Below are 12,030 nucleotides of genomic sequence, written 5' to 3'. Positions count from 1 at the left end.
GCTGCCTGCCTGACGCCGGAAACACATGCCTGAGGGATTCGCCATGTTCTACGTGCAACGCGATGCACAGGGCCAGCTGATTCGCGTGGAAGCCGCCGCTTACGCCGAGGCCACCGAGACGCTGCCCGCCGACCACCACGAGATCCAGACCTGGTACGCCAACGAGGCGGTGGAAGTCAGTCTCAAGCAACTCAAGCAAAGCGACCTGGAAATGATCCGGGTGCTGGACGACCTGATCCAGCTCCTGACCCTCAAGGGCGTGATCCGCATCACCGACCTGCCGGCCGCGGCCCAGGCCAAGCTGATGGATCGCACCCAGGCCCGCGAGGCGCTGGGCGGTTTGAGCCGGTTGATCAATGACGATGAAACCGGATTGATCTGAACCCTTTTCGCCAGCCGACTCCTACTGTAGGAGCCGGCTTGCCGGCGAAAGCGGTTTAAAGGCCTGTAAGCAGGACCGCCGGCGAAAGCGGTTTCAACCCCAGGGCGCCGGCTCGCCGAACAGCTGGCCCTGCACCCCGTACAAGCCCATCTCGCGAATCACCTGCAGCTCGCCCTCGGTCTCGACCCGTTCGGCAATCAGCGGCAGGTCGATGCTGTGGGCCGCGCGCTGGATGGCTTCGATAAACAGGCGCTTGTCGCTTTCCTGATCGATGTCGCGGATGTAGCTGCCATCGATCTTCAGGTACGCCAGCCCCAGGCGCGCCAGGTTGCCGATCATGCTGAAGCGCCCACCGAAGCGTTGCAGGCTGAGGGAGAAACCCAGCTCGCGCAGGCGCCGGGTCAGCTGTTCCAGCATGGCCTGCTCGGGTAATTGCTCTTCACCGATCTCCAGGGTCAGGCGCGGGCCCAGGTCGGAATGCTGGCGCAGGATCTCGAACACCCGATTCAGGGCGTGCGGGTCCGCCAGGGTCGCCGCCGACAGGTTCAGCGCCAGGCAGTCTTCGTGGCTCGCCATCTGTCTCAGCACCTGTTCGAGCATCAGCAGATCCAGGCGCGAGGTCCAGCCGAAACGCTCCAGCCACGGCAGGAAACGCCCGGCCGGAATGGTCTGGCCCTGTTCATCCAGCAGCCGCGACAGCACTTTGTAGTGCAGCACCAGGTGGGTGTCCCGAGCGGCCACCACCGGCTGGAAGTACAGCTGGAAGTGCTGCTCCGACAGCGCCCGGTCCAACAGCCGGTGCCAGGCATGGTGGTCATCCCCGACCTGGGCACTGGCGCCTTGATCGAGGCAGGCCCAGCTGGTGTCACCCTGGGCTTCGGCCTGGGCCAGGGCCTGGTCGCCGAGGCTCAGCACCGCTTGCGGCGAATCACCGTGAGCAAACGCCGCCAGGCCGATGGAGGCCACTGAGGCAACATCGGTGGCGCCGGTGGCGTGCAGGTTGCCCAGGGCACTGTCCAGGCTCTGGGCCAGCTGGATGGCTTCCTCACGCACCAGCCCCGGCGCCAGCACCGCGAACTCGCCACCACGGACCCGGGTGACCAGGTTGTGGGTTTCCGGGTACTTGTCGCACTCGCGCAGCAGTTGTTCACCCACCGCCTTGAGCAACTGGTCGGTGCGCTGGCCGCCCAGGCGCTGGTTCAGCCCGGCCAGGTCCTTGACCCGCAACAGCAACAGGTAGCCGGAACTGGCCTGCTCGGGGTTGCTTACGCGGGCGTGCAGCTGCATTTCGAAATAACGCCGGTTGGCCAGCCCGGTCAGGCTGTCCTGATAGGACTCGGTGCGCAGTTTCTCGCTGCGCTCGGCCTGCTCCTGGAACAGCGCCTTGAGCTTCTCGACCATCTGGTTCATGGCCTGCACCACCCGCCGCAGCTCCGGAGTCCGGGGCAATTGCGGCAGGCTGAGGAATTCACGACGGGCAATGGCGTGGGACTGCTGGACCATGTAGTCCAACGGCTTGAGCTGGCGCCGCAGCAGCAGGGCGCCGAGCACCGCGCTCACCGCACCGCAGATCAACAGCCAGCCCAGGCTGCCCAGAGCGCTTTGCCAGAGCTTGGCCACGGCGAACATCGGGTGGCTGAGCACCTCGACCCGTGCCGCCTGTTCCCAGCCGCGGCTGACGATGGCATCGCCACCCGCCGGTTCCAGGCCGATCAGGCTGACAAACCACTGCGGCACGTTGCCGACTTCCGGGATGCCGCTGCGCTCGACAAGGGTCTTGTCGGTGGCCAGGTCCACCACCCGGATACTGGCGTAGTAGCCACTGTCGAAGATCGAGCTGACCATCAGCTCGACCATCGCCGGGTCGTCGATGTTCGGCGTCAGCGACAGTGCCAGGGCAGTGGCGGCATCCTGGGCATGGGAGCGCAGCTGATTGACATACTGGGTGCGCGAGCTTTCCAGGCTGACCATGAAGCTGCCGCTGAAGGCGACCACCAGGAACACACAGATTGCGATCAACAGTTGTTTGAACAAAGACATCTGAGCTCGTGCTCCTAGTTAGTCGTCTCGACCGGAAAACCTTCGGCCTGCATTTTTTTCAACACGTCCTGCCAACGGGACAGGCGCTTGGTGTCGCCCACCCGCTTGTTGCCTTTGGCCCCCGGTAGCCACAGACCCTCGGCATTGAAGGAGTACACCGGCAACAGGTCGGTACGCTCGCTGGCCGGGCGGATCGAGTCTTCCAGGCTGTCGAGCACCAGAGGCATGGCCTCCGGGCTGGAATAGTAGGTCAAGACCATGTGCGCACGGTTCTGGCGCAGGGCCTTGACGTAGGTGATGCGCAGTTTGTCACTGGAAACCCCGAGGTGGCGCAGGCTGAAATACTTGGCGATCGCGTAGTCCTCGCAATCGCCGGCGCCCTTCCACAATGCCTCGATCGGCGTTTCCCAATAATCCACCTGGTGCCACAGGTCGATGTCTTCCACGTAGCGCATGTTCTTGTTGAAGAACAGGTTGACCACCTTCAACTGTTCGCGCTCGGGCACCTGCTTTTGCGTGGCCAGCAGGTGCTGCCAGGCATCGATGCGCGGCTGCCCTTCGCCCAGCGGACCGTAGAGCGCCGTGGCACGGCGGCTGATCAGGGAGAAATCCCAGTCGGCGTGCAGGCTGCCCAGCAGTGCGCCGGCCAGCAGCAATGCCGCGCAGAACCAGCGCAGGGTCCGAGAAAGAGCTAAACGTGCCGCCAATGCAATGCGTCCATGGGAGCTGTCGTAAATCGGCTGATGGTGAAGGCTGGCCCGGCAAAAAACAATGGCACCTTACAATCACCAGCCGCCGGAAAAGAGCCGGCGCGAAACATTCAGAGCATAGCCGCAAGCCGCGTTCCGGCGACCGACAGCAACCGCCCGCCCGGCCCGGCACACGCGTACCTTCACGGACGACAGGCACTATGTTAGAAACCATCCGCAGACTGCGACGCCCTCTTCAGGCTGCCTCTGGCCGGCGCAGTGCCGGCCCACTTGCTTAAGGAAAAGCTGTGTACACCGACACCCGACAATGGACGCTGGTGATCAAACCCGGGCAAGCCACCCGGATCCGCCTGATCTGCTTTCCCCAGGCCGGGGCGGCAGCCGAGCAAATGCGGGTCTGGTCCAGTGGCCTGGCCGATCATATCGAGCTGGTGGTGCTCAACCTGCCGGGGCACGGTCCGCGCCGTGACGAAGCGCCCTGCGACAACTGGCCCAGCCTGCTGGAAAACACCTTCACCGCCCTCGACCCCTGGCTCGGCGAGCCCCATGCACTGTTCGGCCACGGCCTGGGCGCGCTGCTGGCCTACGAGACCAGCAAGCATGCCCAGGAACGCTTTCCCCAGCAGACCCGCCACCTGTTCGTCTCCGGCTGTCGCAGCCCGGACAGCCTGCCGCGCCGCCCCTTGCTCCACTCCCTGCCCATCGCCGCGTTTCGCGAGGCGATCCTGACCCTCGGCGCCAGCCCCCTGGAGATGCCCCGCGGGCAGAACGACCTGCAATCCTATGAACGCCTGCTGCGCAACGGCCTGAAGCTTTTCGAAACCTGGTACGACACCTCCAGCGGTTGCCTGGATGTGCCGTTGACGGCCTTCTACGGCAGCGAGGACCCGCTGGCCACGGCCAACCTCATGCTCAACTGGCGCGAGTTCACCGGCCGCGAGTTCGAGCTGATCGAAGTGGCCGGCAATCACTTCTTCATCAAGTCCCAGCGCCAGCGCCTGTTGCAGGTGATCAATACCCACCTGGGGCTGCTGGGCGACCACCCGGCCTGATCGCTACCCATGAAAAAGCCCGCCCTGCCGTGAGGCGGGAGCGGGCTTGAAAGTGACGCGAAACCTCAGATCTTGAAGCTGTCCACCAGTTGCTTCAGGCGGCTGGCCTGCTGCGACAGGGCATCGCAATCCTTCAGGGTTTCGTTGAGGTTGGCCACGCCCTGCTGGTTCAGCAGGTTGATCTGGTTGATGTCGACATTGAGGGTCTCCACCACGGCCGTCTGCTCTTCGGTCGCCGCCGCCACCGACTGGTTCATGCCATCGATCTCGCCGATCCGCTGAGTCACGCTGACCAGCCGCGCACCGGCCTGGTTGGCCACTTCGACGCTCTCTTCGCTGGACGCCTGGCTGGCGTTCATGGTCGACACCGCTTCACGGGAGCCGACCTGCAAGGAGGTGATCATCTTGTGGATCTCTTCCGCCGACTCCTGGGTACGATGAGCCAGGTTGCGCACCTCGTCGGCCACCACGGCGAAGCCACGGCCGGCTTCGCCGGCACGGGCCGCTTCGATGGCCGCGTTGAGGGCCAGCAAGTTGGTCTGCTGGGAGATGCCCTTGATCACATCGAGAATGTGCCCGATGTTGTCGGTGCTGGCGTTCAGGGTCTCGATCTGGGTGCAGGACAGGCTGATCTTCTGCGACAGCTCGGTCATGGCCTGGATGGTCTGTTCCACCACTTGGCGACCGTCGTCGGCCTGCTCGCTGGCGCCACTGGCGTGCTGCGAGGCATCGGCGGCGTTACGGGCGATTTCCTGGGTTGCGGCCCCCAGTTCGTTGATCGCGGCGGCCACGCTGTTGGTGCGGGCGCTCTGCTCGTCGGAACCGATGATCGAAGCGTTGGACGAAGCCATCACGCGCTGGGACAGGTCGTGTACCTGGCGGGTGGCCGAGGACACTTCGGAAATCGAGGCATGGATCCGCTCGACGAACTGGTTGAACGAGCTGCCCAGTTCGCCGAATTCGTCCTTGCTCTCCACCACCAGGCGCCGGGTCAGGTCGCCCTCGCCCTGGGCGATGTCCTGCATCGCACGGCCCATGGTGATCAGTGGGCGCATCAACACCTGGATCAGCAGGGTCAGCAGTACGGCGATCACCGCCACGGCGATAAACATCGCGATCAAGGCAGAAGTACGGAATTGGCTCAGCGGTGCGTAGGCCTTGTCCTTGTCGATGGACAGACCGATGTACCACTCGGCATTCGGCAAGCCGGTCACCGGGGTGAAGGAGAGGATGCGCTCCTGTTTGTTCAGGACCACTTCCTGGTTGCCGTTTTCGATCCGTACGTTGGCGCCGGGGTAGATGTCCTTGAGGTTCTTCATCACCTGGTCCTTGTCCGGGCTGACGATCACCTGACCGTCGGCACTGACCAGGAAGGCGTGGCCCAGGCCACCGAAATCCACCGAGTTGATGATCTTCACCAGGGTTTCCAGGCTCAGGTCGCCACCAACCACGCCCAGCAGTTCACCCTGCTTTTTCACCGGCATGGCGATGGTCACCACCAGGCCACCGACAGCCGCCATGTAGGGCGGGGTCAGCATGGTCTTGTCGGCGGCGACGGCCTGCTTGTACCAGGGGCGCTGACGCGGGTCGTAGCCGTCGGGCATCTTCGCGTCAGGGCGCTGGGTGAAGGTGCCGTTGGCCTGGCCGACGTAGGTGAACTGGAAGTTCGAGGTAAAGGCCGGTTGGTCCACCAGCCCTGGGAAATCTGCGTTCTGACCTTGGTGAGCAACGTTCTGCGCGAGGTTCTCGAGCACCAGGATCCGCCCGCTCATCCAGTTCTGCACACTGCTGGAGGTGAGCTCACCGGCCTGCTGGATAGAGGATTCGAGGTTCTGTCGGATGGTGTTTCGCTGCAGGTAGTCGTTGTACAAGGTGAACAACGCAAAAGCCAGAACCACTACGCCGGAGGCGGCCAAAAGGATTTTATGGCTGAACTTGAGATTCATTTCATGGGACTTCTTATGCCGAAAGTGGGGATGCGTCCGTAATGCAACATTCCATGTAACAGCGCAGGCGATGTTCTCTGACCGCTCTACTTTGGTGCACGCATGTCTTATCAGTCTTTCGGCAAGAATCTGCGAACCCTTAGAGATTTTTCTGAATTACTCGCCTGAATTTGCCTAATCCCGCCGAACGGTGTTCCAGAGCATCCGCAGCACATTTTCAGATGATCGACAGTGCGCTGCTTATTGCCAAATCGATAAAGCCTCAATGACAATGCGACTAATTATCATTAGTGACACTCAGGCAGTCCGCGTCCATGTCATCACCCGAGTTCGCCGTACAGACGCTCTACAGCCATCACCATGGCTGGCTCAACAGTTGGCTGCGCCAGCGCCTGGGCAATGCCGCGGATGCTGCCGACCTGGCTCAGGACACCTTCGTACGCCTGCTGCAGAAAACTGAACGTCTGGAACTCAAGGCCCCCCGGGCTTTTTTACGCACCATCGCTCGGGGGCTGGTAATCGATCACTGGCGCCGCGAGGAAATCGAACGTGCCTATCTGGAAACCATCGCCCACTTGCCCGAAGCCGAAACACCCGGCGCTGAAGCTCGGGCGTTGATTCTGGAGCTGCTGGAAAGCATTGCGCGGATGCTTGAAGGGCTGAAGCCGAAAGTACGTCAGGCTTTTCTCCTGGCTCAGTGCGAGGAACTTACCCACAAGCAGATTGCTCAGCAGATGGGCCTATCCCTGCGTACCGTCGAGCGTTATGTCGCCCAGGCGCTCTACCATTGCTACCTGCTGCGCTACGAGAGCTGAAGCCTGTGGATAACTTTCCCGCCAGCCTGCCGCTCAAACCCAATCCCGATCACCTGGTGGTCAAGCAAGCAATCAACTGGTTGCTGCGCCTGCGCAACAACGGTGCCAACCCCAAGCTACAGCAACAGTGCGATCTGTGGCGGGCGGCGCACCAGGAGCACGAACTGGCCTGGCAGCGGGTGCAATCGTTGCAGCAGGAACTCACGGCCAACCTGCGTTCGGTGCCGGGGGCTCAGGTGGCCTTGCATACCCTGGAACACAGCAGTCAGCGCCTGGGCCGGCGCCAGGCCCTGAAACTGCTCAGTGGCGCCCTGCTCCTGGGCTCCAGTGCCTGGGTCGGCAAGGATCTGCTGGGCTGGCAACAATGGAACGCAGACTTTGCCACCGCCGTCGGCGAGCAGCGGGGCTTCCAGTTGCCCGATGGCACCCGCCTGGAACTCAATACCGACAGCGCGGCGGACCTCAACTTCAATGCCGAGCAGCGCCTGATCAAACTGCGCCGGGGCGAGATCATGGTGTCCTGTGGAGCCGATCACGGCCCTGCCCGCCCGCTGCTGGTGGAGAGCCGCCACGCCCTGCTGGAAGGCTTCGACGCCCGCTTCGTGGTGCGCGTGGAGGATCGCTGCACGCGCCTGAGCGTGACCCACGGCAGCGTGGCCATTCATGCGCCGCACACCGCCGACGGCCGTAGCGCCCGGGTGGAAGCAGGTCAGAGCTATCAGATCAGCCATGGCCTGGCCGAACCTGCGGCCCCCCTGGCGATGGACCTCGGCGCCTGGGCCGATGGCCTGATCGTTACGCGCAACATGCGCCTGGACGACTTCCTCCAGGAGGTCGGCCGCTATCGCCATGGCTATCTGGGCTGCTCGGCAGCGGTTGGCAATCTGCGCCTTTCAGGTGTGTTCCGCCTGGAAGACACCGACAAGTTGCTGGCCATCCTGCCCCAGACCCTGCCAGTGCAGTTGCGCTACCGCACCCGTTGGTGGGTGACCTTGGGGCCAGTGGCTTGAAATTCACTGGGGTGATTTTTTTTGGCGGGTTTTGCCAGGACGTCCGGCTTAGTCAGTAAGCACTTCAATCTGCTTCCTGCGACTTCAACGGAACCTACCATGACTCTGCGCGACACCCGCCCAAGCTCTCCCTGCGCCCGCCCCTTGCGCCAAGCCATCCGCGCCGCCCTGCTGTGCTCCAGCATCGGCCTCGGCACAGTGGCGCCCCAGGTGCTGGCCGCCGCTAGCGCTGTTGATGCCCCGCGTCACAGCTACAGCGTGGCCCCGGGCAACCTCGGCGATGCCCTCAACCAGTTCGCCCGGCAGGCCGGGATCACCCTGTCCACCACCCCGGCCCTGACCCAGGGCAGGCAGTCCCCCGGGCTCCAGGGCGACTACTCCATTCCCCAAGGCCTGAACCAGCTGCTGCGGGGTTCGGGACTGGAGGCGGTCAGCCAGGACGGCGGCAACTACGTACTGCGGCCCCTGCCCCAGGGCAGCGCCCTGACCCTGCCCGCCACTGAGGTCAAGGGCTTCGCCCTGGGCAACGCATTGGGCAGCATGGAGGGCTACAACGCGACGCACAGTCAGATCGCCACCAAGACCAGTACAGCGTTGCTGGAGACCTCGCAAAGCGTCTCGGTGGTCACCCGTGAACAGATCGACGACCAGGGCGCGCAAACCGTCGCCCAGACCATGCGCTACACCCCCGGCGTGCTGACCAATCCCTATGGCGCCACCCATCGCTACGACTATGTAGCGATGCGCGGCTTCAACGATGGTTCGGTGGACAACATCTACCTCGATGGCCTCAAGTCCATGGGTGACAGCGGCACCTACAGCAGCATGCAGGTCGACCCCTACTTCCTCGAACGGGTGGATATTCTCAAGGGCCCCTCATCGGTGCTTTATGGCCGCAGTTCCCCTGGCGGCCTGGTGGCCCTGACCAGCAAAAAGCCTCTCTACGAGCCCTATCACCAGATTCAGGCAACCGTGGGCACCCAGGGCAAACAGGGCCTGGGGTTCGACTTCAGCGGCCCGCTCGATGACGACAAGCGCGTTGCCTATCGGTTGATCGGCCTGACGGACAAGTCCGACACTCAGTTCGACCACGCGAAGGAAAAACGCTTCGCCCTGTCGCCGACCCTGAGTATCGACTTCAGTGAAGACACCTCCCTGACGCTCCAGGCCTATTTGCAGAATGACCCCGATGGCGGCTACCACGGCGGCATGCCGGCCAATGGCACCCTGAACCAGCGCAATGGCCAGCGCATTTCCGAGCATTTCTTCGAGGGCGAGCCGGGCGTGGATGGCTACAAGCGCGATCAACAGTCCTTCGGCTATCAGTTCGAGCATCGTTTCAACGACACCTTCACCGCCCGCCAGAACTTCCGCTACCTGGACTCCAAGGTGAAGCTCGACCAGGTCTATGCCTATGGCTGGACCAATGCCACCAGCAATGACCTGAACCGCTATTACTCGGGTGGAGATGAGAAGCTCCACTCCTTCATCGTCGATAACATGCTGCAGGCCGAATTCCTCACCGGCGACGTCAAGCACACCTTACTGCTGGGAGCCGACTATCAACGGCGCAAGACCGTGGTCGACTGGGACCAGGGAACCCTGCAGCCGATCAATGCATTCAACCCGGTCTATGGCAACTCGACGATCAACTACTACAGCCACACCAGCTATTTGCGGCGCCTGGAACAGACCGGCGTGTACTTGCAGGACCTGATCGAGCTGGACAAATGGCGCTTCTCCCTGGGGCTGCGCCAGGACTGGGTGGAGACCTCGGATGAAAACCGCCTGGCTGAAGCCCAGCGCCCACTGGGCACCGAAATCAGCGACAAACGCACCAAGCTCACTGGGCGTGCAGGCGCGCTCTATCTGTTCGATAACGGTCTGGCGCCTTACGTCAGCTATTCCGAGTCATTCAACCCCAACTCCTACGCAGACAGCGCAGGCAATCCGCTGCCACCCACCGACGGCACCCAATGGGAAGTCGGGCTGAAATATCAGCCACCAGGTACGGACAACTTGTTCACTGCCTCGTTGTTCCGCATCGACCAGGAGAACCTGGCGTCGAAGCTGCCCCAGGAAAACTTCTATCGTGCGGTGGGTGCTGTTCGCTCCCAGGGGCTGGAGCTGGAAGCCCACATGCAGCTGACCGACAACCTGAAACTGCTGGGCAGCTATACCTTCACCGACATCCAGTATTCGAAGTCGATGACCAGCACCCTGAGCAGCGCCACCAACCTCATCGAGAACAAGGGCAACTCGCCTACTCAGGCACCGCGGCAGATGGCGTCGCTGTGGGCCGACTACAAGTTCGACAGCGCGGCGCTGGATGGCCTGCGCCTGGGCGGCGGTGTGCGCTATGTGGGCTACAGCTGGGCCGATGCCGAGAACACCATGAAGGTACCGGCCTACACGCTCTTCGATGCCTCCATCGGCTATGACCTGGGCAAGCTGGGCCTCAAGGGAGTGGATGTACGGCTCAATGCCAACAACCTGACCAACGAATCCTACGTCGCCTCCTGTGCAAGCTTGAGCTACTGCTACCTGGGCGAAGAGCGCAATGTCGCCGCCACGGTGAGCTACCAGTTCTGATCTAGGTTGACGCCAACAAAGCCAGCGCCTGTCAGCAGCCGCTGGCTTTGTCGTCTCTACGGGAAAATGTCATGCGCGCCATTCTGGTTCTATTGCACCGCTACATGGGCCTGGCCACCGCAGTGTTCCTGCTGCTGGCCGGGCTGACCGGGAGTGTCCTGGCCTTTCATCACGAGCTGGATGAGTGGCTCAACCCCGAGTTCTATCACACGTCCGGCAAGGGGCCGGTGCTGGCCCCCGGCTCACTGGTGGATAGCGTTCAGGCCGAGCACCCGAGGCTGCAGGTCTGGTACATGGAATATCCACAAGAAGCCGGGCATGCGGCGCTGCTGGCAGCGGTGCCACGCACCGACCCGGCCACCGGCCAACCGTATACCGAGCACAATCAGGTATTTTACCTTGACCCGGTTACGGCCCATCAGCAGGGGCAGCGCTTTTGGGGCGCCTGCTGCTTCCAGCGGCAGAACCTGGTGCCTTTTCTGCTGGAGTTCCACTACAACCTGAGCCTGCCCGGCAATTGGGGGCTATGGTTGATGGGGCTGGTGGCCATTGCCTGGGTCATCGACTGTTTTGTTGCCTTGCTGCTGACCCTGCCTCGTGGACGGCCGTTCTGGCGCAAGTGGGCCACGGCCTGGAAGATCAAGGGCGGCCATGCCTATCGGCTCAACTTCGACCTGCATCGCGCCGCAGGCTTGTGGTTATGGCTGCTCCTGCTGCCGATCGCCATCAGTAGCGTGGCCATGAACCTGCCGAGCCAGGTGTTCAAACCCGTGGTGTCATTGCTCTCGTCCATCGAACCCAGCGTCTATGAAGCTCGGGGACGAGCACCGGCGGCAGAGCTGGGGATAACCCGGCTGACTTATCAACAGGCCTATGAACGGGCTCTGGAAGAGGGGCAGCGGCTGGGCTTGAAGGAGACGATTGGTGAGTTGTATTACAGCTTTGAATACAACTTCTATGGAGCAGGTTTTGGTCGGCATGACAGCCAGGCCCATGGTAAGTCCTGGCTGTTCTTCCACGGTACGGATGGGCGCTTGCTGGGGCAGGAGATAGCGGGGCAAGGCACCCTCGGAGAGCGCTTCTACCGACTGCAACTGCCCATACATGGAGGCAGGATCATCGGTACCACGGGGCAGGTGATCATTGCTCTATTGGGCGTTCTGATTGCCGTGCTGGCACTGACCGGCATCTATATCTGGTGGCGTAAGTTAATGGCCCGTAGAAGCAGCAAGATGCGTAAGAACAGGGCGTAAGAGGCAAGCAAGTGTGATCTTGATGGCTGCTTACTCGATGCTGATAAAGCCCTGAATCCACCCTGCAATCTGCTTCTGCCACACAGCCCAGGCTTTATAGCGCACAAAAACAAAACCCCTGTCTGCGTGAGCAGACAGGGGTTTTGGAATTTGATCTTGACGATGACCTACTCTCACATGGGGAAACCCCACACTACCATCGGCGATGCATCGTTTCACTTCTGAGTTCG

The 12,030-nt window shown here is 62.3% G+C and carries 9 protein-coding genes, 1 rRNA gene and 1 pseudogene; 6 read left to right on the top strand and 5 right to left on the bottom strand.

Annotated elements, in window-relative coordinates; genetic code table 11:
• Positions 1-43: 43 nt before the first annotated feature.
• Entirely contained in the window at positions 44-382 is a 339-nt protein-coding gene (locus tag AC1RMG_RS29705) for a hypothetical protein (protein ID WP_011058513.1), read from the top strand.
• 93 nt (positions 383-475) lie between these two features.
• Here the strand turns inward: AC1RMG_RS29705 and lapD are convergent, their stop codons facing one another.
• Positions 476-2,422 (bottom strand): cyclic di-GMP receptor LapD, encoded by a 1,947-nt coding sequence (gene lapD / locus AC1RMG_RS29700; protein ID WP_053155799.1) that lies wholly within the window; start codon positions 2,420-2,422, stop codon positions 476-478.
• 14 nt (positions 2,423-2,436) lie between these two features.
• Complete coding sequence (gene lapG, locus AC1RMG_RS29695) at positions 2,437-3,129, bottom strand: cysteine protease LapG (RefSeq protein ID WP_011058511.1); 693 nt, start codon at positions 3,127-3,129, stop codon at positions 2,437-2,439.
• A gap of 290 nt (positions 3,130-3,419) precedes the next feature.
• On the opposite strand from lapG, the gene AC1RMG_RS29690 reads away from it, so the two are divergent.
• Positions 3,420-4,184, top strand: a complete 765-nt coding sequence (locus tag AC1RMG_RS29690) for a thioesterase II family protein (RefSeq protein WP_011058510.1) — start codon at positions 3,420-3,422, stop codon at positions 4,182-4,184.
• Positions 4,185-4,249: 65 nt separating this feature from the next.
• Here the strand turns inward: AC1RMG_RS29690 and AC1RMG_RS29685 are convergent, their stop codons facing one another.
• Positions 4,250-5,035: a methyl-accepting chemotaxis protein gene (locus tag AC1RMG_RS29685; protein ID WP_370059459.1), complete on the bottom strand. Its 786-nt coding sequence runs from the start codon at positions 5,033-5,035 to the stop codon at positions 4,250-4,252.
• Between the two features lie 69 nt (positions 5,036-5,104).
• A pseudogene (locus tag AC1RMG_RS29680) lies at positions 5,105-6,130 on the bottom strand (HAMP domain-containing protein); the annotation flags it as partial.
• A 314-nt stretch (positions 6,131-6,444) separates the two neighbouring features.
• On the opposite strand from AC1RMG_RS29680, the gene AC1RMG_RS29675 reads away from it, so the two are divergent.
• From AC1RMG_RS29675 to AC1RMG_RS29660, 4 genes are all read left to right on the top strand, one after another.
• Positions 6,445-6,945 carry a sigma-70 family RNA polymerase sigma factor gene (locus AC1RMG_RS29675; RefSeq protein WP_019093129.1) on the top strand — a complete coding sequence of 167 codons (501 nt, stop codon included), beginning with the start codon at positions 6,445-6,447 and terminating at the stop codon, positions 6,943-6,945.
• Positions 6,946-6,950: 5 nt separating this feature from the next.
• On the top strand, positions 6,951-7,955 hold the full coding sequence (locus AC1RMG_RS29670) for a FecR domain-containing protein (RefSeq protein WP_493170868.1): 1,005 nt from the start codon (positions 6,951-6,953) through the stop codon (positions 7,953-7,955).
• A 99-nt stretch (positions 7,956-8,054) separates the two neighbouring features.
• Complete coding sequence (locus tag AC1RMG_RS29665; RefSeq protein ID WP_103291594.1) at positions 8,055-10,547, top strand: TonB-dependent siderophore receptor; 2,493 nt, start codon at positions 8,055-8,057, stop codon at positions 10,545-10,547.
• 71 nt (positions 10,548-10,618) lie between these two features.
• Positions 10,619-11,800, top strand: coding sequence for a PepSY-associated TM helix domain-containing protein (locus AC1RMG_RS29660; RefSeq protein WP_493170866.1), 1,182 nt, complete (start codon positions 10,619-10,621; stop codon positions 11,798-11,800).
• A gap of 154 nt (positions 11,801-11,954) precedes the next feature.
• Here AC1RMG_RS29660 and rrf read toward each other — a convergent pair.
• Positions 11,955-12,030 (bottom strand): 5S ribosomal RNA (gene rrf, locus AC1RMG_RS29655); the annotation flags it as partial.

It is taken from the genome of Pseudomonas sp. GW822-FHT04H02, assembly GCF_058800645.1.
Note: the sequence above shows the minus strand (reverse complement) of the source record. Positions and strands in the feature narration are given on the sequence as shown.

What these genes read in the sequence shown, in the direction of transcription:
- AC1RMG_RS29705 (WP_011058513.1), top strand. Translation starts at nt 44, where the DNA reads ATGTTCTACGTGCAACGCGATGCACAGGGCCAGCTGATTCGCGTGGAA.
- AC1RMG_RS29685 (WP_370059459.1), bottom strand. Translation starts at nt 5,035, where the DNA reads ATGGCTTCGTCCAACGCTTCGATCATCGGTTCCGACGAGCAGAGCGCC.
- lapD (WP_053155799.1), bottom strand. Translation starts at nt 2,422, where the DNA reads ATGTCTTTGTTCAAACAACTGTTGATCGCAATCTGTGTGTTCCTGGTG.
- AC1RMG_RS29665 (WP_103291594.1), top strand. Translation starts at nt 8,055, where the DNA reads ATGACTCTGCGCGACACCCGCCCAAGCTCTCCCTGCGCCCGCCCCTTG.
- AC1RMG_RS29675 (WP_019093129.1), top strand. Translation starts at nt 6,445, where the DNA reads ATGTCATCACCCGAGTTCGCCGTACAGACGCTCTACAGCCATCACCAT.
- AC1RMG_RS29660 (WP_493170866.1), top strand. Translation starts at nt 10,619, where the DNA reads ATGCGCGCCATTCTGGTTCTATTGCACCGCTACATGGGCCTGGCCACC.